At 62.7% G+C, this 21,736-nt stretch carries 22 protein-coding genes and 1 pseudogene; 11 read left to right on the top strand and 12 right to left on the bottom strand.

The annotated features are described in order from the left end of the window. Window positions 1–63 precede the first annotated feature (63 nt). From NUV79_RS24085 to groES, 10 genes are all read right to left on the bottom strand, one after another. The gene (locus NUV79_RS24085) at window positions 64–858 is read right to left on the bottom strand and encodes an ABC transporter permease (protein WP_257735615.1); all 795 of its coding nucleotides are present in this window, start codon (window positions 856–858) and stop codon (window positions 64–66) included. Window positions 859–869: 11 nt separating this feature from the next. Next, on the bottom strand, window positions 870–1,742 hold the full coding sequence (locus tag NUV79_RS24080; RefSeq protein WP_257735605.1) for an ABC transporter permease: 873 nt from the start codon (window positions 1,740–1,742) through the stop codon (window positions 870–872). After that, window positions 1,735–2,802, bottom strand: coding sequence for an ABC transporter ATP-binding protein (locus tag NUV79_RS24075; RefSeq protein ID WP_257735604.1), 1,068 nt, complete (start codon window positions 2,800–2,802; stop codon window positions 1,735–1,737). The genes NUV79_RS24080 and NUV79_RS24075 overlap by 8 nt, the downstream gene beginning before the upstream one ends. 49 nt (window positions 2,803–2,851) lie before the next feature. Beyond that, the gene (locus NUV79_RS24070; RefSeq protein WP_257735603.1) at window positions 2,852–3,934 is read right to left on the bottom strand and encodes an ABC transporter substrate-binding protein; all 1,083 of its coding nucleotides are present in this window, start codon (window positions 3,932–3,934) and stop codon (window positions 2,852–2,854) included. A 173-nt stretch (window positions 3,935–4,107) separates the two neighbouring features. Then, window positions 4,108–5,157 (bottom strand): LysR family transcriptional regulator, encoded by a 1,050-nt coding sequence (locus NUV79_RS24065; protein WP_257735602.1) that lies wholly within the window; start codon window positions 5,155–5,157, stop codon window positions 4,108–4,110. A 174-nt stretch (window positions 5,158–5,331) separates the two neighbouring features. Further along, window positions 5,332–7,215 (bottom strand): molecular chaperone HtpG, encoded by a 1,884-nt coding sequence (htpG, locus tag NUV79_RS24060; RefSeq protein ID WP_257735601.1) that lies wholly within the window; start codon window positions 7,213–7,215, stop codon window positions 5,332–5,334. Window positions 7,216–7,329: 114 nt separating this feature from the next. Then, window positions 7,330–7,596, bottom strand: coding sequence for a hypothetical protein (locus NUV79_RS24055; RefSeq protein ID WP_257735600.1), 267 nt, complete (start codon window positions 7,594–7,596; stop codon window positions 7,330–7,332). Between the two features lie 54 nt (window positions 7,597–7,650). Further along, complete coding sequence (locus NUV79_RS24050; RefSeq protein ID WP_257735599.1) at window positions 7,651–7,851, bottom strand: hypothetical protein; 201 nt, start codon at window positions 7,849–7,851, stop codon at window positions 7,651–7,653. 88 nt (window positions 7,852–7,939) lie between these two features. Continuing rightward, window positions 7,940–9,565 carry a chaperonin GroEL gene (groL, locus tag NUV79_RS24045; protein ID WP_257735598.1) on the bottom strand — a complete coding sequence of 542 codons (1,626 nt, stop codon included), beginning with the start codon at window positions 9,563–9,565 and terminating at the stop codon, window positions 7,940–7,942. A gap of 56 nt (window positions 9,566–9,621) precedes the next feature. After that, the gene (gene groES / locus NUV79_RS24040; RefSeq protein WP_257735597.1) at window positions 9,622–9,936 is read right to left on the bottom strand and encodes a co-chaperone GroES; all 315 of its coding nucleotides are present in this window, start codon (window positions 9,934–9,936) and stop codon (window positions 9,622–9,624) included. Window positions 9,937–10,198: 262 nt separating this feature from the next. On the opposite strand from groES, the gene NUV79_RS24035 reads away from it, so the two are divergent. The 7 genes from NUV79_RS24035 to NUV79_RS24010 all read left to right on the top strand — a co-directional run bounded on the left by NUV79_RS24035 (window position 10,199) and on the right by NUV79_RS24010 (window position 16,539). Beyond that, window positions 10,199–10,468 (top strand): usg protein, encoded by a 270-nt coding sequence (locus NUV79_RS24035; protein ID WP_092156555.1) that lies wholly within the window; start codon window positions 10,199–10,201, stop codon window positions 10,466–10,468. Window positions 10,469–10,642: 174 nt separating this feature from the next. Next, a complete protein-coding gene (locus NUV79_RS24030) occupies window positions 10,643–10,936 on the top strand; it encodes a DUF982 domain-containing protein (RefSeq protein ID WP_257735614.1) in 294 nt (97 codons plus the stop codon). Window positions 10,937–11,005: 69 nt separating this feature from the next. Continuing rightward, window positions 11,006–11,572: a phosphatase PAP2 family protein gene (locus NUV79_RS25350; RefSeq protein ID WP_374679326.1), complete on the top strand. Its 567-nt coding sequence runs from the start codon at window positions 11,006–11,008 to the stop codon at window positions 11,570–11,572. A 264-nt stretch (window positions 11,573–11,836) separates the two neighbouring features. Next, the gene (locus tag NUV79_RS24025; RefSeq protein ID WP_047576572.1) at window positions 11,837–12,046 is read left to right on the top strand and encodes a cold-shock protein; all 210 of its coding nucleotides are present in this window, start codon (window positions 11,837–11,839) and stop codon (window positions 12,044–12,046) included. Between the two features lie 146 nt (window positions 12,047–12,192). Next, a complete protein-coding gene (locus tag NUV79_RS24020) occupies window positions 12,193–12,432 on the top strand; it encodes a hypothetical protein (RefSeq protein WP_257735596.1) in 240 nt (79 codons plus the stop codon). Window positions 12,433–12,496: 64 nt separating this feature from the next. Beyond that, window positions 12,497–13,324, top strand: coding sequence for a transglutaminase-like domain-containing protein (locus NUV79_RS24015; RefSeq protein ID WP_257735595.1), 828 nt, complete (start codon window positions 12,497–12,499; stop codon window positions 13,322–13,324). A gap of 92 nt (window positions 13,325–13,416) precedes the next feature. Further along, a complete protein-coding gene (locus tag NUV79_RS24010; protein ID WP_374679327.1) occupies window positions 13,417–16,539 on the top strand; it encodes a PAS domain-containing protein in 3,123 nt (1,040 codons plus the stop codon). An 88-nt stretch (window positions 16,540–16,627) separates the two neighbouring features. On the opposite strand, the gene NUV79_RS24005 is transcribed toward NUV79_RS24010, so the two are convergent. Continuing rightward, a complete protein-coding gene (locus NUV79_RS24005; RefSeq protein ID WP_257735593.1) occupies window positions 16,628–16,819 on the bottom strand; it encodes a CsbD family protein in 192 nt (63 codons plus the stop codon). 390 nt (window positions 16,820–17,209) lie between these two features. Here NUV79_RS24005 and NUV79_RS24000 point away from each other — a divergent pair, with 390 nt between their 5' ends. Together NUV79_RS24000 and NUV79_RS23995 are read left to right on the top strand one after the other, a co-directional pair. Continuing rightward, window positions 17,210–17,491, top strand: coding sequence for a DUF6894 family protein (locus NUV79_RS24000; protein ID WP_257735592.1), 282 nt, complete (start codon window positions 17,210–17,212; stop codon window positions 17,489–17,491). Next, entirely contained in the window at window positions 17,488–17,844 is a 357-nt protein-coding gene (locus NUV79_RS23995) for a response regulator (protein ID WP_257735591.1), read from the top strand. The genes NUV79_RS24000 and NUV79_RS23995 overlap by 4 nt, the downstream gene beginning before the upstream one ends. On the opposite strand, the gene NUV79_RS23990 is transcribed toward NUV79_RS23995, so the two are convergent. Next, complete coding sequence (locus NUV79_RS23990) at window positions 17,841–19,370, bottom strand: PAS domain-containing protein (protein WP_257735590.1); 1,530 nt, start codon at window positions 19,368–19,370, stop codon at window positions 17,841–17,843. The two genes, NUV79_RS23995 and NUV79_RS23990, sit on opposite strands and share 4 nt — an antisense overlap. Before the next feature lie 191 nt (window positions 19,371–19,561). Here NUV79_RS23990 and NUV79_RS23985 point away from each other — a divergent pair, with 191 nt between their 5' ends. Both NUV79_RS23985 and NUV79_RS25345 read left to right on the top strand, forming a co-directional pair. After that, window positions 19,562–20,530, top strand: coding sequence for a sensor histidine kinase (locus NUV79_RS23985; RefSeq protein ID WP_257735589.1), 969 nt, complete (start codon window positions 19,562–19,564; stop codon window positions 20,528–20,530). A gap of 229 nt (window positions 20,531–20,759) precedes the next feature. Further along, window positions 20,760–21,580, top strand: a pseudogene (locus NUV79_RS25345) (transposase family protein). Window positions 21,581–21,736 lie beyond the last annotated feature (156 nt).

Genomic DNA, 21,736 nt, shown 5'->3' with positions numbered 1-21,736 from the left:
GAATTTCGGGCGCAACTGTCCTGCCGGCGCCGCGCGGGCAGCCGATCGGGGCGGTCGTTTCGGCTACTTCTTTCCGATGAGAACCCTGTCCAGTCCGACCATGCGGTCGAGAATGAACATGAAGGCCATCGTTCCCAGGATCAGGATGGTGGAGACCGACGTCGTCACCGGGTCCGTGAGCTGGGATATGCGGTTGTAGAGCGCGACCGGCAGCGTCGTGGTTCCGGGTGTCGCGACGAAGATCGTCATCGTGACCTCGTCGAAGCTCTGGATGAAGGCGAGCACCCATCCCGCCGCGACGCCCGGCAGGATGAGCGGCAGGAGGATGCGGCGGAAGGCGACCGCCCGTGAGGCTCCGAGCGAGCGGGCGGCGGTCTCCGCGTCACGTTCGAGCCCGATCACGGCGGCGAGCGTCAGGCGCAGCGAGTACGGCACGACGGTGATCGCATGGACGAGCACCAGGGCCACGAAGGAGCCGGTCCACTCCATGATCGAGAAGAAGCGCAGGAAGGCGACGCCGAGCACGACATGGGGGATCATCAGCGGCGACATCAGGAACGCCATCAACCCGTCGCGTCCGAAAAACCGATGACGGGCGATGGCGAGCGCCGCGGGAACGGCGACGATCGTCGCCAGTGTCGCCGAGGCCAGGCCGAGCCAGATCGACAGCCAGAACGCGCTGATCAGTTCCGGCGCCGCCAGGATTTCCTGGTACCAGCGCAGCGAGATGCCGTCGAAGGGCATCGACAGGTATTCCTTGTCGGAGAGCGAGACCAGCATCACCACGACCAGCGGCGCCAGGATGAACACGGTGAGCAGCGCATGGAAGACCAGCGCCAGCGGTCCGTTCTTCGCGATATCCCGGCCGCTCATGCGAACACCTGCTTGAAACGCCGCTCGACGAGCCGGTTGCAGCCAACGATGATCAGGATGTTGGCAAGCAGCAGGAGCACCGCGATCGCGGCTCCCAGCGGCCAGTTCAGCGAGTTGAAGAACTCGTCGTAGAGCGTGGTGGCGACGACCTTGACCCTGCGCCCGCCGATGATCGCCGGGGTGGCATAGGCCGATGCGGCCAAGGCGAAGACGATGATGGAGCCGGACAGGATACCGGGCATCAGCTGCGGCAGCATGATGCGGCGGAAAGTGGTGAAGGGCCCTGCCCCGAGCGAGCGGGCCGCATGCTCGATCTGCCCGTCGAGACGCTGCATGGCGCTCCACACGGCGATGACCATGAAGGGCAGGAAAACATGGGTCAGGACGATGATAACGCCCGTCATCGAAAACAGAAGGCGGATCGGCTCATCCACCAGACCGAGCCCGCGAAGCACCGTGTTCACCACGCCCTGGCTGCCGAGCAGCACCGACCAGCCCAGCGTGCGCACGACGACGGAGATCAGCAGCGGCCCGAGGATGACGACGAAGAAGGCGCCGCGCCAGACCGGCTTCATCTTGGCGAGGATCAGGGTCTCGGGCACGCCGAGGACGATGCAGATCAGCGTGACGGCGAGCGCCATCCCGCCCGTCCGCAGGAAGATTTCCCGGTAGTAGCCGTCGAGCAGGATTTCGAGATAGTTGCCGAGACCATAGGTCTGCTGGATGCCGCGCATGCCGTCGAAGGCGTTGAACGACAGGATTGCAGTCAGAACCAGCGGAATGGCCAGCAAGGCGAGAAAGAGCGCGAGGGCCGGCAGCGAGAGCAGCCAGGGCAGGCCGCGGCTGGTCTGGTGGGTCGAGCTAGCCATCGGAGCGCTCCGTCGCGATGACGCGCAGATCCTCGGCGTTCCAGCTCACTCCGATCGTTTCCCCCTCCTTGGGCTGCACCGTCCCGGTATTCTGCTGAGTGATACGAAGCATGCCGAGTTCGGTCTCGATTTCGTAGATCCACGACCCGCCGAGGAACAGGCGGGTGCTGACACGCCCCTGGAGGGTGGCTTGGTCCGGCGAGCCGAGGCGGAGGCGCTCCGGGCGGACGAACACGGCGATCTCGGGGGTCACCTGATCTTTCGCGACCCTGGTCCGGAACGAGGTCGGTCCGACCCGGATGGTCGCCTCGTCGGCAATCCGGCTTTCAATCCGTCCGTTCAGCACGTTCGTGTGCCCCAGGAAGCTCGAAGCGAATTGCGATGCCGGCCTGTCGTAGACCTCTTGCGGCGTGCCGAGCTGCGCGATCCCGCCATTCGTCATGACGGCGATCCGGTCGCTCATCGTCATCGCCTCGACCTGATCGTGCGTGACGAGGACCGCGGTGATGCCGAGCCGTCGCTGCAGGGACCGGAGCTCGACATGCATTTCGCCGCGAAGCTTGGCGTCGAGATTCGACATCGGCTCGTCCAGCAGGAGAACCCGCGGACGGATGGCCAAGGCGCGAGCGATGGCGACACGCTGGCGCTGGCCACCGGACAGCTCGCTGGGATAACGCCCCTCAAGACCAGCAAGGCGGACCATCGCCAAGGCCTCTTCGACCCGTCGCTTCAGCTCACCGCGTTCGACCCGGCGCATCTCGAGGCCGAAGCCGATATTCTGGGCCACGTTCATATGCGGAAAGAGCGCATAGCTCTGGAAGACGACGCCCATGTCGCGCTTCTCCGGCGCGATGCTGGTCAGGTCCTGCCCGTCGACGACGATGCTCCCCGTCGTCGGCGGAACGAAGCCCGCCACCATCTGCAGGGTCGTCGTCTTGCCGCAGCCCGATGGGCCGAGCAGCGAGAGGAATTCGCCTTCGTTCACATCCAGGTCCACGCCGCGAACGGCCTGGACCGGGCCATAGCTCTTCGCCAGAGCGCGCAGAGACAAACTACTCATTTCGATGGGCCTTCGCTTCGACGGCTGCGGAGATCGGGCGCTTGCGCCCTTATCTCTCGATCGTGCGGTTCCAGCGATTGGTCCACTCGGCGCGGTTCTTGTTGATCTCGCTCCACTTGACCGAGATCATCCTGCCGACGCGCTCATCGCCGTAAGGGACCTGCGCGGCCAGCTTGTCATCCAGCCTGGTCTGGCGATTGGTGGGGCCGAAGCCTTCCGTGGCCAGCTTCGCCTGGATCGCGGGCGTGACGAGATATTGCAGGAAAGCCTGCGATGCTTCGGGAAGACTGTTCTGGACCACCGGGCAGGCGCCGAGCACGAGCGCGGGCGTTCCCTCCTTCGGATACACGAATTCCATCGGGAAGCCGGTGTTCTTCAGTGCGATCGCGCGGCTGCTGCCCCAAACGGCTACGTCGACATCGTTGTTCTGGAACATCTCGGCGAGCTTCGCGGGCGAGGAAGACCAGCTCAGGACGTTCGGCGCCAGCGATTTCCGGATGGAGTCAAAGCCGGGCTCGATATTGCTCTCGTCGCCGCCGTTGATGCGAGCGAACATCACGAGCGTATGGACTCCGTAGGTGCCGGACAGCGAGGAAGCGGTCAGGCGCCCCTCCAGCTTCCTGTCGGTCAGGTCCTTCCAGGAGGAGGGCGCCGGCCAACCCTTCTTCTTGTAGTTCGCCGCATTGTAGGCGATGCCGGTCGCCACCAGCCCGACGCCGATGCCATTTCCGCCGAACTGGGCGAACGGATAGATATCCTTGTAGATCGGAGCGTCGCTCAGCTTGTCGCAATAGCCGAACTGGATCGCCTGATAGAGCGGCCCGTCATCGAAGATGGCGACATTAATCTCCTGCTTGCCGGCCTGAGCCTGCAGCTTCGCGACGATCTCGCTCGAAATCCCGGGAACGTAAGTAATCTTGACGTTATGCTTGGATTCGAACTCGGGAATGATCTGGCTTTGGAAGAGCTTCTGCGTGCTGCCGCCGGGCCCGGCGACATACATGGTTTGCTGAGCCAATGCGGGGGAAGCAAAAACCAGGGTTCCCGCCAGCAACAGATTACGAAATCGATTCATGACCCCTCCGAATTTTTTATCTGATCTGAGATGCGGCGCGCGCTCCTCCGGCGCCACGATCTCATAAGCAGGCAGGCTATGAACCGCCTGTCATTAGAGCAAATAGAAATACACCGGGGGTCTATGCAGTTATGATATAGGCTTTGCCGCGCTTCGCCTTTGGCCATCGAGGGTTTCCGGGCCGAGCCCCAGGAGCCAATCGACGCTCGTCCCGGCGAGCCCTGCTATTTTTAGCCGCGTTCCCGCACCGCCGAGAGGGCTGCCTTCTCCTCCATCGTCACGGCCTTGAGGATCTCGATGAAGCTCGCGACCAAACGGTTTTCCGGACGCCCCTTCGGATAGATTAGCCGGGCTTCATGCTTGATCGAGGGGCGGAAGGGACGCATGACGACGCCGAGATGCCGGTAGTCCTGCGCCGCGAGCGGATTGACGATCGCCACGCCGAGCCCTTGCGCGACCAGCGCGCAGGTGATGGTGCTGAACGGCGTTTCCAGGGTGATGCGCCGATCGATGCCGGCCTTCGAGAACACCTCGTCGACGTCCGAACGGCCGTGGTCGTTCTGCGCGAAGGAGATATAGGGCTCGTCGGCGAGATCGGCCGGGCGCACTGCCGCCTTACCGGCCAGGCGATGCTCCGCCGGCATCAGGCAGACCCCGTCGACGCTATAGAGCTCCTCGCTGGAAAACCCGTAATTCTCGTAGAGATGCGATACGATTCCGACATCGCAGGACATTTCATCCACCCATTGCGACACCGCCGCGGAATGTCCCGCATGAATCGAAATACCGGTTTCCGGATAGATTTCCGCGAAGCGCTTGATCGCGCGGGGGATCAGGCCGTGAGCCAAGGTCTGGATCGACCCGATTCGCAACAGTCCCCCACTGAACCGGCGGATACGGTTCGCCGCCTCCTCCAATCGCCTAAGACCGTGGAAACTGCGCTGAACCTCGTTGAAAAATGTCAGGCCGTCCGTGGTTGGCACCACTTTTCCGGGCATCCGCTCGAACAATTGCAGTCCGATGGCCTTTTCCAGCTGCGCGATCGAGCGGCTGACATTCGGCTGCGAGGTATGAAGGATACGAGCGGCCGCGGTGGTGGAGCCGGTGATCATGACCGCGCGAAAGGCCTCGACGTGAGAAAATCGCACTCCTTCGCGCTCCCTCAAAGCACTCGGCATCCGAATCTGCCCGTCCTTGGCGACATGGCGGATGCCATCATTCGCGGCACCGTGCCGTCTGCCTGGATCGAGCGCAACGGTGCCGATGACGTCGAACGCCAATTCCTTCCGACTGAACCGGGCCGCGCTCGCGTGGCCGAATTACCGCCTGCGGCTGGCTAGCGCCAATTCCTGACATTCACACTGTGCCAAGAAGCGGACTTTCGAAGCTGAGCGAAATGCGGACGCGCGCAAGCGACGCCAGCCCGCACGGTCACGCTTTCCCTCGCTCCCTGCTCAGCCATCGCTGAAGCTTCGCATCACCAGCCGGTTCAGCCTTTCGGTGAATGCACTTGCGTCTATCGGTCGTTCGCCGTCCAAGACGCGGGCGGTATCCAGGAGCAGATGGGCGACGTCGCTACGCAACGCATTATCTTCGGCGGACGCGAGGGCCGAAACCATCGCATGCCGAGGGTTGACCTCGAGGATCGGCTTGGCAGCACTTTCGACACGCCCCGCCGCGCTGAGCAGACGTTCGAACTGCCGATCCGGCCCCTTGTCCGATGCAACAAGGCAGACCGCGCTCTCCGTCAGTCGGTCGGAGGATCGGACATCCGCAACCTCTTCGGCCAGAATCTCCTTCATCGATACAAGTAGAGCGCCGACCTTCTCGCTCGCTTCCACCGACGGAGGCGCCGCGCCATCAAGCAGCGGGATGAGACCGAGATCGGCCGCCCCTTGCGTCACCGACTTGAACGGCTTGCCTTCGAAATCCGGGGCTGCCGATACCCAGAAGCTGTCGATCGGATCCGACAGCAGCAGCACCTCGATGCCGCGCGCCCGAAAACCTTCGAGCTGCGGGGAGTTGGCGATCCGGGAGGCATCGTCGCCGGCGATGTAGTAGATCGCGGTCTGGTTGTCCTTGAGCGCGCCGATATAGTCCTTGAGGCTGCACCACCCATCGCTGGAGGCCGTGGTTCGGAAGCGAGCGAGGCCGAGCAGTTGCTCCCGGCGCGCGAAATCCTCGTACAGTCCTTCCTTGATGACGACGCCGAAATTGTCCCAGATCAGACGGAATGTATCCGGTTCCTGTTCGGCCAGTTTCGCGAGATCGGCGAGGACACGGCTGGTGACGCCCTTCTTGATCGCGCCGAGCAGCGGGCTGTCCTGGATCATCTCGCGAGAGACGTTGAGCGGCAGGTCGGCTGTGTCGACGATGCCGCGCACGAAGCGCAGGTAGCGCGGAAGGAGCTCGGCCTCGTCCGTGATGAAGACGCGCTTCACATAGAGCTTGATCCGCCCCTTGCGGTCGGCGTCGAAGAGATCGAACGGGCGCGCGCCCGGGACGAAGGCGAGCGCAGTATATTCGTACAGGCCTTCGGCGCGAAAATGGATCGTGGCCGCCGGCTCGTCATATTGTCCCGCAACGCTGCGGTAGAAATCGGCGTATTCGTCCTTCGTGATCTCGCTTTTCGGCCTGGTCCAGAGCGCGGCTCCGTCGGAGAGGGCGACCGCATCGGCGCCCGGCTCCGTGATCAGCGAGATCGGGACCGGCAAATGGCCGGACTGTTCCTTGACGATGCGCTCCAGCGTCCAGCGTTCGGCATAGGACTTGGCCTCCTCCATCAGCTGAAGCGTCACGCGCGTCCCGCGGGACGGAGCCGCGTCGAGCGCCGCAGGCGCCACGGTGAATTCGCCCTTGCCGTCGGAAGACCAGGTCCAGGCTTCGGCGCTGCCGGCACGGCGGCTGACAACCTCGACCTTCTCGGCCACCATGAAGGCGGAATAAAAGCCGACGCCGAACTGGCCGATGAGCTGCGCGCCGTCCTTGCCATCAGCGGTTGCTACCCGCTCCATGAAGCTGCGCGTGCCGGAGCGGGCGATCGTGCCGAGAGCTTCGATCATCTCGTCATGGCTCATACCGATGCCGTTGTCGGCAATGGTCAGCCTGCCAGCCTCCGGATCGGCCGAGACGGTGATCGCGAGCTTCGGGTCATCCCCTAGAAGCTCGGGATTGCCGATCGCTTCGTAGCGCAGCTTCTCGCAGGCATCAGCTGCGTTCGAGATCAGCTCGCGCAGGAAGACGTCCCGATCAGAATAGACCGAATGCACCATCATATGGAGCAGACGGGAGACGTCGGCTTCGAAGCTGCGATGCTCGGCTTTCGCGGTCGTGGTCATTCGGATTTCTCAAAAGGATGGGGCAGCGGGCAGAACCTGGCAGAGAGCGATATCGCGCGGAACCGCGGCGAGCCAGCCTGTTTGCTGGCGGCCGGGGGCTGTAGAGAGCGGCGTTCACTCGCTTACCGACGCTTGTCGGTTGGATAACGTCCTGACCAGAGCAAGTATGGCGTTCAACCGCGCGGTCGCGAACTCGCCGGCGCCGGGCAATTGAGCCTCGATGTGAGCGGCGACAGTCTGCCACGTTGCCGATCCATCCCGCGTCATGACGGCCAGGAGATTATCCTTGAGACCATACGTTGCGCTCTCGGCGTTGGTGATGAGGGCCTTGAAGCGGTCGGACGGTGAGATTTCCTTAGGTTCCTGCGGACCATCAGTCATGTCGGCTGCCTGATATGATTGCGGCGAATGAGGGGATTTTATGCGGCTTCTTGCCTAGGCCTTCTCGCGAAACCGGTCGACCGCACGCTGTGCGAGATCATCCTCGTCGAGCGCCAGCGGAACCAGCGAAGCCACGATATAGGCGAGGTTGTTTCGCTCCAGCTCGTCAGAGCCCGCCGAAAGCGACGGGTTGAGTTCCGCCCAGGCCTTTTCAAGAGCGCCCTCTGCACGGGCCAGATCGATGGGATCGGTCAATGATGAAAATGGCACAGCCTTCCCCTCGGCGTCCCCAGGAGATCGATGTTGGGAGAGGGCGCCGCGGAAGCCGCGGCGCCCTCGATGCTCAATAATCCATGCCGCCGGCGGGCATGGCAGGTGCGGCGTCCTTCTTCGGCGCCTCGGCGATCATCGCCTCGGTGGTGATCAGCAGGCCCGCGACCGAAGCCGCGTCCTGGATCGCCGTGCGGACGACCTTGGTCGGGTCGATGATGCCGGCCTTGACCAGATCGCCATACTCGCCCGTCTGGGCGTTGTAGCCCCAGGCGTAGCCCTGCGCTTCGAGCAGCTTGCCGACCACGACCGCACCATCCCCGCCGGCATTCTCGACGATCTGGCGGGCCGGAGCGGTGATCGCCTTGCGGACGATCTCGACACCGGTGCGCTGATCGTCATTGCCGGGCACGATACCTTCGAGCGCCTTGACTGCGCGCAGTAGGGCGACGCCGCCGCCCGGCAGGATGCCTTCCTCGACCGCTGCGCGGGTGGCGTTCAGGGCGTCGTCGACGCGGTCCTTCTTCTCCTTGACCTCGACTTCGGTCGCGCCGCCGACGCGGATGACCGCGACGCCGCCAGCGAGCTTAGCCAGGCGCTCCTGGAGCTTCTCGCGATCGTAGTCCGACGAGGTCTCCTCGATCTGCGCCTTGATCTGGGCGACGCGGGCGTCGATCTCGACCTTCTTGCCGGCGCCATCGACAATGGTCGTGTTTTCCTTCTCGATCCGGACCTTCTTGGCGCGGCCGAGCATGTCGAGCGTCACGGTCTCCAGCTTGATGCCGAGATCCTCGCTGATCGCGGTGCCGCCGGTCAGGATCGCGATGTCCTCCAGCATGGCCTTGCGGCGGTCGCCGAAGCCAGGAGCCTTGACGGCCGCGATCTTCAGGCCGCCCCGGAGCTTGTTGACGACGAGCGTGGCGAGAGCCTCGCCCTCGACATCCTCCGCCACGATCAGCAGCGGTTTTCCAGTCTGGACGACCGCTTCCAGCAGCGGCAGCATCGTCTGGAGACCCGAGAGTTTCTTCTCGTGGATCAGGATGTAGGGATCTTCCAGCTCCGCGACCATCTTCTCGGTGTTGGTCACGAAATAGGGCGAGAGATAGCCGCGATCGAACTGCATGCCCTCGACGACGTCGAGCTCGGTCTCGGCCGTCTTGGCTTCCTCGACGGTGATGACACCCTCGTTGCCGACCTTCTTCATCGCCTCGGCGATCATCTCGCCGATGGTGCGGTCGCCATTGGCCGAGATGGTGCCGACCTGCGCGACCTCCTCCGAGCCGGTGATGGTCTTGGAATGCTCGCCGAGCGACTTCGTCACCGCTTCGACGGCGAGGTCGATGCCACGCTTCAGGTCCATCGGGTTCATACCGGCGGCCACCGCCTTGGCGCCTTCCCGAACGATCGCCTGGGCGAGTACGGTCGCGGTCGTGGTGCCGTCACCGGCGGCGTCGTTCTGCTTCGAGGCCACCTCGCGGACCATCTGGGCGCCCATGTTCTCGAACTTGTCGGAAAGTTCGATCTCCTTGGCGACGGTGACGCCGTCCTTGGTGATGCGGGGCGCACCGAACGACTTCTCGATCACGACGTTGCGGCCCTTCGGGCCCAGCGTGACCTTCACCGCATTCGCCAGCGTGTCGACGCCGCGCAGCATCCGCTCGCGCGCGTCCTGCGAAAATTTCACGTCCTTCGCAGCCATGATTCCTCACTCCTTCAGACTTGAGGTTTCAGGTTGATGATGTGGATGAGGCCCCGTCAGGCGGCCTTCTTGAGGGCGGCAGTCGTCTCGACGACGCCCATGATGTCGGACTCCTTCATGATCAGAAGGTCCTGGCCATCGATCTTGACCTCGGTGCCGCTCCATTTGCCGAAGAGAACGCGGTCGCCGACCTTGACATCGGGCGGCACGAGCTTGCCGGTCTCGTCGCGCGCGCCGGCGCCGACGGCGATGACCTCGCCCTCCTGCGGCTTTTCCTTGGCGGTGTCGGGAATGATGATCCCGCCCTTGGTCTTCTCCTCGGCGTCGATGCGCTTCACGACGACGCGGTCATGCAGTGGCCGAAACTTCATGAGTTCCTCCAATTTCCATGTCGGTCACATGTCAAAGCGGGCCGGCCCTTTGCGGGTCTCGCGGCGAGGTTCCGCGCGCCCCTGAGGCGCCGTGCCCGCGCGATGATTTGGGTTGCCAAATTTTTGCCTTCAAGAGGCCGGCAGCACTTTTTTTGATAGAGTGCTAACAGGCTGAAAAGGCAGCACAAACGCAACCTTTCAGCTTGCCAAAGCGTTGGGAATCCGCTGCCATCGCCGCAGTGAAACCAGGGAGCTGAAAGGAATGGCTTCGACAGACTTCGCCCGCCAGATCGCCGGCTATGGATTGACCACCGCCGGCATCCTCTATCGCCTGCCCGATCACCCTTCGATCCTTCAGGAATATATCTGGCAGGATTACGATCTCGCTCCGCGCTTTCCCGAGCTCAACAAATTTCTCGCCTTCTGGCAGGCCAAGCTCGACGGCAAGCTGTTCCGCATCACCGTCGCTCACAAGGACCTGATCGGTCCGGCCGACCTTAGCGCGGTCAGCGGCGAGTTCCGGCTTCAGTGACGTCGATGCTTCGGAGGCCTTGATCCGAAGAGAACACATCCCAAAATCATAGCAGCCGCCGACAGCGACAGCGCGCTCGACGCGGTGATCAACCAAACCGGATCCATGTTGCTTCCAGGAGGATATGGCTATGGCAACGTTGGCAATCGCTCCCCGCCAAGGGAGGACTGCATGATGACATCAGACGACTTCGAGAGGCCGGTCGTGATCCTGACCGGGCTCGGGCATCCGGCGGCGATCGCGTCTGCCATGGAGGCCTATATGTTCCTGGCCGACTGGCCGGTTGGCAGGCGCGATCCGGTCCACGGCTTCGCGTTGAAAGCCTGTCTGGCGGCGATCCGCGGCGAGATAGAACCAGATACGGCGCGCGGCTTGTTCGCGTCCTGGGCGGAAAAGCATGATCTCCTTGCGCCCGACGTTGCTGCGTTCGCCAGTAGCCGCAAGGAAGGCTCGCGCGGCCATGCCTGACCTACGGCCCGGCACCGCGCTGGCGGGCCGGGCGTCTTTTCAAGCGAAGGCGCCATTGAAAGGATATGAATGTTTCGGAGCGAGAAAGTGCCGTTGTTTCGCTTGCCTCGCATCCGCCTGGAGGTCAGCAAATGCGAGAAGAGATTCGTGCGGGCGCTCGCACAGAACGCTCCGAGCGGGAGCGGTCGAGCTGCCACGGCCCTTGGATGGGCCTGTGATGCGCGAACGTTATTGAGCGCGGGAGCGATCTGGTGGCTGGTCTCGCCTCCGCGGAAGCGACAAACCTCTCTGCGCTATCTCGCCGTTTTCGCCACGACGACGGTTCTCCACCACGCAATCAAAAGGTTTGTCGATCAGCAGCGTCCCGATCGCGTCATTCGGCCCCCTGTAAGGCATCAATTGATCGGTAGGGCGAGCGATGCGTTTCCCTCCGGGCACGCGATGCATGCCGGCGCCTTGGCATCGTTTCTGGCCGGTTCCGGGACCGGGTCGCCGCCATGGCTGTGGAGTGCCTATGGCGCGTTGGCGCTGTCGCGTGTCCCTGCCTTGGCTCATTGGCCTACAGGAGTCGCGGCCGGGTTTGCGGCCGGGGTCGTCGTCGAAAGATCGTGGCGGCGCATTCGTCCTCTGCAATGAGCCTTCGGTCCGAGCCGGCCCCCGCAGGGAGTGGCCAATGAGAAAGCAAAACTGCAAATATTTCCTGTCTTGCGATTGCTTGAAAAGGATTTTCTTGCGTTCTTGAAAGTTATTATTTATTTATAATCGCATCGAGATTGCTTGGTTGGTTTTTGTTTTACCGCGCTCCGAGCGTGGGTTCGATGATCCCCCTTTCAAAATCGTTCGGAACTCTCCCGATATCCTGTCGGGGAGCGACAGAGATTGCCAGAAGGAGGGTTATTCATGACCACCGGCACCGTAAAATGGTTCAACTCCACCAAGGGCTTCGGCTTCATCCAGCCCGACGATGGCGGTCAGGACGTGTTCGTTCATGTCTCCGCCGTCGAGCGGGCTGGCATGCGGGATCTCCGCGAAGGCCAGAAGATCGGGTTTGAGGTCGCTCGCGACAACAAGTCCGGGAAGATGGCGGCAGAGCAGCTCCAGGCCGCGTAATCAGGCGATGTGTCAACGGCGACCACGGATGTACTGGCGCCTTGACCATAGCCATCGGAAAGGCCGGGCTCATGCTTGGCCTTTTTTGCTTTCAGCCTACTTGCGCTGAACATCCAGTGCTCGACGAGAACGCAAGGAGAAGCGGCATGCTTCAACAATCCAAGCAGCGCATGACGGCGGACAATCAATTCCTCAAACTTCAGACCAAGTCGCTGGCGAGAGGTCGGATGACATCGGAGATGGACAGCATCATCCAACAGCGCGCCGAGAACACAGCCCGTCTGCGGGGCCTTCGGCTTGCAAAGGAGGCACAAGACCAGGCCATGGCTCTCGTGTTGCCGCCGGCCAAAGCCAAGCGCGCGAAGGTGTCTAAAATCTCCGCATAGTCGCCCGGAACTCGGCTCGGCGGCCGTGTGTTGCGGTCTCACCCGTTCAGGTGAGAGGACATCCATGGACATTCGCGTCGGCTACCGGATCGAGATCGGTACGATCCAGGCTACTCCGGGCATCTTGCTGCTCGACCCGCATCCGAGCCGACAGCCGGATTTCGTGACTGGACCCAACGTGCGGGCTGCCTCCGTCGTCGACGGAAGCGATGTGCCCGCGCAGGAGTACACGGACGGCTTCGGCAATCTCTGTCGCAGGCTCGTCATTCCCGCAGGCGGCGCGATCCTCTCCAACGACATGGTCGTCCGCGATTCCGGCATGCCCGATCAGTTCGATCAGGCGGCGGCGGAGATATGGCCTGCCGATATGCCTTCTGACGTCATCGAATACATGCTGCCGAGCCGATATTGCGAGGTCGACGAGCTGTCGGCCACGGCCTGGAATCTGTTCGGGAGTTTCGCGCCGGGCTGGAACAGGGTTCAGCAGATCTGCAATTACGTAAACGCGCAGATCCGCTTCGACTATCAGTGCGCGCGCAGCACGAGAACAGCCGCTCAGGCCATGAATGAGCGCGTCGGCGTCTGCCGCGACTTCACGCATCTGGCCATCGCATTGTGCCGGGCGATGAACATTCCGGCGCGCTACTGCAACGGCTTCCTCGGCGATATCGGGGTTCCCCCCGATCCGGCGCCCATGGATTACAACGCCTGGTTCGAGGCTTATCTCGGCGGGACGTGGTGGACTTTCGATGCGCGCCACAACGTGCCGCGCATCGGTCGCATCCTCGTGGCGCGAGGGCGCGACGCAGCCGACATCCCGATGGTCCATACCTTCGGACCGCATGTGCTGAACCGCTTCGATGTGATGACTGAAGAGGTGGCTGTGGACTGATCGGATCGCGCGACCCAGACGATCGTTCCCGTCACGCTGATGCCGAATGAGAAACTGTTGACATGAGCCAATCGGCAGCCGATGCCAGCCCCATGATGACCGGTCAAATGCGCGACGTTTCCCTTACGCCAGAGCTCGAAGACTTCATATCCGAGCAAGTGGTCTCTGGCGGCTATGCCGACGCAAGCGCGGTCGTCCGCGCAGCCTTGAAAGCCCTCCGGGATAAGCCTCGCTCTTGGACGGCGAAGGAACGCTCGGCGTGGCCGGTGGCCGGGGGAGAATGTGGTGCGTTGATCCGAAATCGGGACTGGGCCGCGACCAGCCTAGGCGCCGTCGATAGCTGGCCGGTCGAAATGCGCGCGACGATCGCCAATATCGTGAACTCGCCGGTGGCCAAGGTGCTGATGTGGGGACCCGACCACATCATGCTCTACAACGATGCCTACCGCACGATAGCCGGGGAACGTCATCCCTCGGCTCTCGGCAGCCCGGTTGCGACGGCGTTTCCCGAGGTATGGGACTGGAACCGTCCGATACTGGAAGCCGGCCTGCGCGGCGAAACCATCTCCTATCGCGACCAGCCCATCGAATTCGACAGGCCGGACGGCGCCAAGACGCTCTATCTCGACCTCTTCTATACCCCGGTCTACGAAGCCGATGGCCGCGTCGGCGGCGTCATGTGCACGATCGTCGACAACAGCGCACGGGTCGAGGCGGAACGGCGCGTCGCCGTCAGCGAAACAGAACTGCTCAGAGTCACGGACGCCCTGCCGATGCTGGTCTCCTATGTCGACCGGGAGCATGTCTATCGCTTCGCGAACATCGCCTATGAAACCTGGTTCGGGATGTCGCCGGCGGGCATGATCGGGCGACACGTCAGGGACATCATCGGCGATGCCCCTTATCAGGATCGCCGAGCCGATCTCGACCGTGGGCTTGCGGGTGAGCGCTTCACCGCCGAAACGACGATGCCGCACCGCGATGGCGTAACCCGGAGGCTCGAGGTTCGATATGTGCCGCGCGTCGAGCCGGACGGTTCGATCCCTGGCGTATACGTCCTAGGGATCGATGTGCAGGAGCGCGCCCTGCGCGAAGCTGCGCTGGCCCGGAGCAACCGCCGGTTTCGGACGGCGATGGATGCCGTGCATGGGGTATTGTGGACCAACAGTCCCGATGGCCGGATGGAGGGCGAGCAGCCGGGCTGGGCCGCGCTCACCGGTCAGGCCTATGAGGAGTACCAGGGCTTCGGTTGGGCCAACGCTGTCCATCCCAATGATCAATCGTCTTCCGTCGAGGCCTGGAACGCAGCGGTCGCCGCGAAGAGCATGTTCATACACGAGCATCGCGTGCGCCATAGCAACGGCAGCTGGCGCACCTTCGCTATCCGGGCCTTGCCGGTGCTGGACACGGCCGGCGAGATCGTCGAATGGGTCGGCGTCCACACCGACATCACCCATCAACGAGCAGCTGAAGCTGCCCTTCGGGCACAGGCCGAGGACCTCGCGCGGCAGGTCCGGCATCGCGAGCGGGCCGAGGCGCAGCTGCGACAGCTCAACGATACTCTGGAGGCGCGCGTCATCGCAGAGATCGACGAGCGGCGGCAGGCTGAGGCCAAGCTCGCGCAAGCTCAGAAGATGGAGACGGTCGGCAAACTGACGGGTGGCGTCGCGCACGACTTCAACAATCTGCTTCAGGTCGTGGCTGGCAACCTGCAGCTTCTCGCCAAGGACATCGCCGGCAACGAGCGCGCCGAGCGACGCGTCACCAACGCGATGGCTGGCGTCTCCCGCGGGTCCAAGCTCGCCTCGCAGCTTCTCGCCTTCGGCCGCCGCCAGGCGCTCGAACCCAAGGTCGTCAATGTCAGCCGCTTCGTGCGCAGCATGGACGATATGCTGCGCCGCGCGCTCGGCGAGGCGATCGAGATCGAGACCGTGGTCGGCGGCGGCTTGTGGAACACCTTCATCGACCCCGCCCAGATCGAGAACGCCTTGCTCAATCTCGCAATCAATGCCCGTGACGCGATGGAGGGCCAGGGCAAGCTCACCATCGAACTCGCCAACACCATGCTGGACGATGCCTATGTCCGCGCCCATGAGGAGGTGACGGCGGGGCAGTACGTTATGCTGGCCGTCACCGATACCGGCAGCGGTATGGCGCCCGAAATCATCGACAAGGTGTTCGAGCCGTTCTTCTCGACGAAGGGCGAGGGCAAAGGTTCGGGCCTCGGTCTCTCCATGGTCTATGGCTTCGTCAAACAGTCGGGCGGCCATGTGAAGATCTATTCCGAGGTTGGGCATGGCACGACGATCAAGCTGTATCTCCCCCGCGCGTTGAAGAGCGAGGATGTCGAGGTCGCGGTCGATACCGGCCCCGTGGCGGGCGGAACCGAGACGGTGCTGGTGGTCGAGGACGACGAGGAGGTTCGCGCGACTGTCGTCGAGCTGCTCGCCGATCTGGGCTACCGCGTCCTCAAGGCCGTCGATGCCGCGAGCGCGCTGAATGTGATCGAGAGCGGCATTCCCATCGACATGCTCTTCACGGATGTGGTGATGCCCGGCACGTTGAAGAGCCCGGAGCTGGCGCGAAAGGCGCGCGAGCGCCTACCGAACATCGCTGTGCTGTTCACCTCCGGCTACACCGAGAACTCGATCGTCCATGGGGGAAAGCTCGATACGGGCGTCGAGCTGCTTTCGAAGCCGTACACGCGCGAAGCGCTGGCGCGGAAGTTCAGGCATGTGCTCGCAAACCAGCAGCAACGTAACGCCGCTGCCGAGAACCAACGCCCTCAGGAGAGCGCTGCGGTGTCGGCGCCGACCGTTTCCGATGCACGACGTACCGTGCTGCTGGTGGAGGACGACGCGCTCATCCGGATGAACACCGCTGAAATCCTGGAGGACGGTGGGTTCATCGTCGTCGATGCTGGGAGCGCGGAAGAAGCGATGGCGGCGCTGCAGACCGCTCCCGTCGACATCCTCGTGACCGACATCAACCTCCCGGGAGCGTCGGGAACGGAACTCGCGGCGAGAGCGCGAGAGCTGCGGCCGCAGGTCGTCGTTGTCTTCGCGACGGGTGACGCTTCGACGGTCGGCAAGCATGATCAGGCGTCAATTCTCGTCAAGCCCTATGCCGAGCACACGTTGCTGTCGCTGCTGGGATCAGCTTCGTCCTCAGCTCCTGCGCCGCTGGTCAACAAGACGGACGCCGATCAAGCGTAGCGGCCATCGGCCGCCAGTCGTGCGCAGTGGCAACACAAAAAAGGCGAGGTGCCTCTCGGTACCTCGCCTTCCGTCCAAACGCTCGTGGTCAAGCCTTGTCGACGACCTTCTTCACCGCTTCCTTGCCTTTGCCGAGAGCCTGCTGTGCCTCGCCCTTGCGCTCCTGAGCGATGCCCTCGGCCTCAAGGCCCGGCTTGTCCAGCGCCTTGCCGGCAGCCTGCTTGACATTGCCGGCGGCCTCATTGGCCAAGCCCTTGATCTTGTCCATGGTGCTGCCCATCGGAATATTCCCTGTAGACTAAGCTAGCCGCTCGATGACGGCGTCGAGGGGAATAACGACTAGGTTTCGAACAGGTTCCGTTGCCTCGTGGGTCATAGCGCCAGCATTATCTCGTCGTATGAGCGCCTGCGTAACGTACCCATTGCCGTGCTTCGTGCTCGACGATGCGAAGGTGATACAGGGCCGTAGCCGAGGCAGCGGCGGCAAGCGCATGATCAGGCTCATGAGTTCCTGCTTCAGAAGCCGCGCTGGAGTTTCGCCGGTTCGAGATTAGGAGAGAAATCCGCTGCGCGGCAGCCAGCAGGTCTTACTTTTCAAAAAAGAAAGTCATGGTCTGGGAACAGTCAACCTCTCCTCCCGTTCGGCTTCAGGGGATCGGAGAGTAACGCGATGCCTACCTATAATGTACGCATGGATGTCGGCGAAGGGCCCGACGGGGGAGAGCCGATGGAATTCTCCGACACATCGGCCGCCCGCCGTGATGCACAGATCGCAATGACGGAGATGGCCCGTGATCATATCCCTGGAAAGCGCAAGGCTCATTTGGCTGTCGAGATAGACGACGACAAAGGCGCCGCGATCTATCGGGCGAAACTCGAATTCAGCTGTTACGACGGCCAAGAGCCGGAGGCAGCCCCAGAGCAGCAGATTTCGAACGGACCACGTGAGTGAGCAAACCAATCGCGTTGATCGTAGAAGACGAACCTCTGCTGATGATCCACGCGGTGGATATCGTCGAAAGCGCGGGGTTCGAGGTTCTGGAGGCGGCCAACGCGGACGAGGCGGTCGCCATCCTGGAGGGCCGTGACGATATCCGTGTCGTCATCACCGACGTCCAGATGCCCGGCAGTATGGATGGGGTCAAGCTGGCCAATGCCGTGCGCGATCGATGGCCGCCGATCCTGATCATTGTTGTGTCGGGTCACCACAAGCTGCAGGCAGGCGAATTGCCGGACGATGTAACTTTCCTGACCAAGCCCTATTCCGAGCGCCAGATGCAACAGGCGCTGTCGCGGATCGGTTAGTCGAAGGATGTGCTGATATTGCGCCGGAAGAGCTCCTCGTCGTCCGGCGTGCCGCTGATCTTGTCCTGATCAGGGAGCGGCGCTTCGAGAGTGAATACGACGCCTGAAGGCAGGTAGCGTAGCGCGCCCTTGCCCTTAAGTTCAGCAGTCAGCACCTTCTCGATGAGCCGGGTGCCGAAGCCGCGGCGGCTGGGCTTGCCGGCGACCACAGGCCCGCCGACCTCTTGCCAGCGGAACTCGATCACCTTCGCGCCGGCGTGATCAGCGACGTGCCAATCGATGACGACATGTCCATCTGGCACCGACAATGCGCCGTACTTCGCCGCGTTGGTCGACAGTTCGTGCAAGGCCAGCACCATCGCCATGGCGGCGCGCGGCGGGAGGCTGATAGCTGGACCGGCGACGCGAAAGGGCTTGGCGCCAGGGACGTCGAAGGATTCCGTGGCACTCGCGACGACCTCTGCGATGGTTGCGCTCTGCCATTCCTCACGGGTGAGCAGATCGTGAGCCGATGCCAGCGACTGCATGCGGGCTGTGAGGACCTCCGTCGCCTCCTTGAGCGAGCCCGCGTTACGCAGGGTCTGCGTCGCGATGGACTGTATGGTCGCCATCGAATTCTTGACGCGATGTTTCAACTCGGCGGTGAGCAGCAGCCGTTGCTCCTCGTTGCGGCGACTTTCGGTCACGTCAAGGGTGACCCCGGCCATGCTGAGCGGCTTGCCTTCCGCGGAGTAGTAGGGCCGTGCGCGTGCCATAATCCAGCGGGTCTCGCCGGAGGGCGTCTCGATCCTGTACTCGTGCTCGTAGTCGTGATGGTTCTCGATCGCATCCTTGACCGATTGCTGCATGCGCGGCCGCTCGTCCGGCAGGATTGTCGCAATGAGGTCCTGATAGGTGAAAGGCTCGTTAGGCTCGCGCCCGAAATTGCGCTTGCAGATGTCCGAGCAAGTCAGCCGCATATCGGTGAGGTCGAGCGTCCATGACCCGAGGCGGGCGGCCTGGATCGTGAACTTCAGGCGTTCCTCGGAAAGCCTGAGCTCCCGGGTGCGGCGTTCGACCTCCTTCTCCAGTTTGTCATGCTCGCGCTGAAGTCGCACCAAGCGGTCGCGCTCCAGCGTGACGTCGAACTGCGACGCGAAGAAATAGGTCAGGTGACCGTCATCGTCGAAGACCGGCGAGATCAGCACGCGATTGTAGAAGCGCGAGCCATCCTTCCGGTGATTGATAATGTCCATCTCAATCTGCGAACGTCGTGCGATGGCGTCCCGCAGCTTGGCGACGTCCTTTGGATCAGTCTCTGGTCCCTGGAGGAACCGACAGTTCCGGCCTAAAACTTCCTCGCGCGTGTAGCCGGTCAGACGCGTGAACGAATCGTTGGCGAATACGATCGGATTGTCGGGCTGGTTAGGGTCGGTGATCAGCATTGGCATCCGCGTCGCGCGAACGGCAGATGCGAAGGGGTCCGACGACTTGCCGACCTTCTCGATCTCACTCTCGATCCGGTCGTGCTCGGTCTCGGCGGTCATGTGTCGTTGATCTCCTGACGTGCCTCATAGCCCAAGGCAATTGCGGTGGTCATGTCATTTGCTGCGTGACGCGACGGCATATTGCTGTAGCGAGATGGCAACGCCCTCGGCCTCGCCGAGTTCAATCTCGGATTGGTCAAACAGGCCGGACATCCTTACGGATGCAACGCTAACTCAGATTACAGAGCAGAATGAATTCCTCCGAACGCGAAGCCCGTTTCATGCGCAGCCTCCTTGCTGCGTCCGACGATTGCATCAAGGTCCTCGATCTCGACGGCAAGCTGACCTTCATGAGCGAGGGCGGCCAGCGCGTGATGGAGGTCAGCGACTTCAACGCGCTCGCGGGTTGCCCGTGGCCGGACTTCTGGGCCGATGCGGGGAAGACCGAAGCCAGGCACGCGATCGCAGAGGCTCAGGCCGGTCGCAGCTATCGCTTCCAGGATGCAGCGAACACCGCGGCCGGCAATCCCCGCTATTGGGATGTGAAGGTCTCTCCGATCATCGGGCCGGATGGCAAGCCTGAGCGGATACTCTCCGTGTCTCGCGACATTACCGAGTTGAAGGCCGCCGAAGATCGCTCGCTGCTGCTCGCGCAGGAACTCAAACACCGGATGAAGAACACGATCGCCATGATCCAGGCGATCGCGGGCCAGACACTGCGCGGTGATGACATCCCTTTAGCTGCCCGCGAGGCCTTCAACGACCGGATCCGCGTCCTCGCCGACGCCCAGGATCTGCTGATGCCATCAGCCTGGGCGCGCGGTCCGATTCGCGGCGTCGTCGAACGTGCTGTCGCGCCGCACGGTCTGGACAGGTTTGATATCGTCGGACCGCAACGCGACATCTCCTCGAAATGCGCCGTCGCCTTGGCCCTGGCCCTGCATGAGATGGCGACGAATTCAGTCAAGTACGGCGCGCTCCGCGCAGACGGACGCGTCCACGTTGAATGGTCGGTCGACGACGAATTTCGCTTCACTTGGACGGAAGCCGGAGGCCCGAAGGTCCAGGAACCGACCCGTAAAGGCTTCGGTTCACGCATGATCGAGCGCGTATTGGCGAGCTATTTCCGTGGCAGGGGCAGCGTTGAATACAGGCCGGAAGGCCTGGTGTTCGCACTCGTTGCTCCAGCCGACGCCCTAGACGACGAGAGCGGAGTATAAGAATGCCCTCAGCATCGAGGCGATACGCGCACTCTTAGCGATGCCAAGGGGCTGGATAGGCATGGAGCGCGATGGTCGACGCGGCGCTTATGCGGCTGCGCAGCTCATCTCCAAACTGAAGTGATCGAAACCAGAAGCTCCGGAAGTCCGTTTTTGGCCAGCCTTTTTTGATCCACCGCCGTTGAATTGGTCCAACCTGAAGTATTTCTTTGGCAGACAGGAGGACCGTATGCCGAACAGGCGCCACAAGCCCGAATAGGTCCGCGAGGCTGCGCCAGGTCGATATGTTTGGTCTCGCAGGGGCAATCCCTTGCCGACGCAATCCATTCAATCGGCGTCACGGAGGTCAGCTTCTACCGCTGGCGCCGCGAGTTCGGCGACCTGAAAACGGATCAGGTCAAGCGGATAAAGGAGCTTGAGCCGGAAACGTCCGATTCCGGCGTGCCGTCGTGGACCAGACGCTCGGCAAGCTGATCCTGAAGGAGGCGGCTTCGGGAAACTGGTAAGTATTGGAGCGCCGGGTCTGCGGTGTGCTGGGGCAGCATCGCTAGGCACAACGTCGAATCCCGCACGGACGCGACGATGAGGAACAGCTCATCGCCGATATCGTCGAGCAGGTCCGCCAATACGGCCGCAACGGATATCGCAAGATCGCCGCGTTGTTGCGTTCGACGGTGGGCTGGGTCGTCGACGACAAGCGAATCTGGCGACGCGAGGGGCTGAAGGTTCCGTCCCGGCAACCCAAGCGCGGTCGACTCTGGCTCGCTGACGGATCCTGCAACGGTCTCGAGCTCGTCGCCAAAGCGGTGCGGGAGCAGATCGCAGCGGTCGGCGCGAAAACCCCCTTCATTGAGCCAGACTCGCCTTTAGACAACGGCCATTGCGAGAACTTCAACTCCAATCTTCGGGGCGAGCTCCCCAACGACAAGATATTCTACAGCTTGGCCGAGGCCCCACTCATCGCTCGGATACAAGCCTCCGACACCGGCCGCTATTGCGCCGCCGCCAAACCCATCGCCAGACATGGCCGCCAATCCGACCATGCATTAGAGTGAAACCGGGTCACTGAATGGGGTAGACCATGGGCCGCCCCTTATCGCATTGCATCCATCGCCCCTTTGCGACAACTGATCGGCGCCCTCCACCGCGAGTGGAGTGCGCCCTTGCGGGTAGACAGGATCAGGCTGCGGATTTGACCATGAGCCG

It is taken from the genome of Allobosea sp. 47.2.35 (genome assembly GCF_024655635.1).
Taxonomy (GTDB): domain Bacteria; phylum Pseudomonadota; class Alphaproteobacteria; order Rhizobiales; family Beijerinckiaceae; genus Allobosea.
Note: the sequence above shows the minus strand (reverse complement) of the source record. Positions and strands in the feature narration are given on the sequence as shown.

Excerpts from the sequence above, each read along its gene's own strand:
- NUV79_RS24080 (WP_257735605.1), bottom strand. The coding sequence starts at position 1,742 with ATGGCTAGCTCGACCCACCAGACCAGCCGCGGCCTGCCCTGGCTGCTC.
- NUV79_RS24075 (WP_257735604.1), bottom strand. The coding sequence starts at position 2,802 with ATGAGTAGTTTGTCTCTGCGCGCTCTGGCGAAGAGCTATGGCCCGGTC.
- htpG (WP_257735601.1), bottom strand. The coding sequence starts at position 7,215 with ATGACCACGACCGCGAAAGCCGAGCATCGCAGCTTCGAAGCCGACGTC.
- NUV79_RS24055 (WP_257735600.1), bottom strand. The coding sequence starts at position 7,596 with ATGACTGATGGTCCGCAGGAACCTAAGGAAATCTCACCGTCCGACCGC.
- groL (WP_257735598.1), bottom strand. The coding sequence starts at position 9,565 with ATGGCTGCGAAGGACGTGAAATTTTCGCAGGACGCGCGCGAGCGGATG.
- groES (WP_257735597.1), bottom strand. The coding sequence starts at position 9,936 with ATGAAGTTTCGGCCACTGCATGACCGCGTCGTCGTGAAGCGCATCGAC.
- NUV79_RS24035 (WP_092156555.1), top strand. The coding sequence starts at position 10,199 with ATGGCTTCGACAGACTTCGCCCGCCAGATCGCCGGCTATGGATTGACC.
- NUV79_RS24030 (WP_257735614.1), top strand. The coding sequence starts at position 10,643 with ATGACATCAGACGACTTCGAGAGGCCGGTCGTGATCCTGACCGGGCTC.
- NUV79_RS25350 (WP_374679326.1), top strand. The coding sequence starts at position 11,006 with ATGTTTCGGAGCGAGAAAGTGCCGTTGTTTCGCTTGCCTCGCATCCGC.
- NUV79_RS24025 (WP_047576572.1), top strand. The coding sequence starts at position 11,837 with ATGACCACCGGCACCGTAAAATGGTTCAACTCCACCAAGGGCTTCGGC.
- NUV79_RS24020 (WP_257735596.1), top strand. The coding sequence starts at position 12,193 with ATGCTTCAACAATCCAAGCAGCGCATGACGGCGGACAATCAATTCCTC.
- NUV79_RS24015 (WP_257735595.1), top strand. The coding sequence starts at position 12,497 with ATGGACATTCGCGTCGGCTACCGGATCGAGATCGGTACGATCCAGGCT.
- NUV79_RS24010 (WP_374679327.1), top strand. The coding sequence starts at position 13,417 with ATGATGACCGGTCAAATGCGCGACGTTTCCCTTACGCCAGAGCTCGAA.
- NUV79_RS24005 (WP_257735593.1), bottom strand. The coding sequence starts at position 16,819 with ATGGGCAGCACCATGGACAAGATCAAGGGCTTGGCCAATGAGGCCGCC.
- NUV79_RS24000 (WP_257735592.1), top strand. The coding sequence starts at position 17,210 with ATGCCTACCTATAATGTACGCATGGATGTCGGCGAAGGGCCCGACGGG.
- NUV79_RS23990 (WP_257735590.1), bottom strand. The coding sequence starts at position 19,370 with ATGACCGCCGAGACCGAGCACGACCGGATCGAGAGTGAGATCGAGAAG.
- NUV79_RS23985 (WP_257735589.1), top strand. The coding sequence starts at position 19,562 with ATGAATTCCTCCGAACGCGAAGCCCGTTTCATGCGCAGCCTCCTTGCT.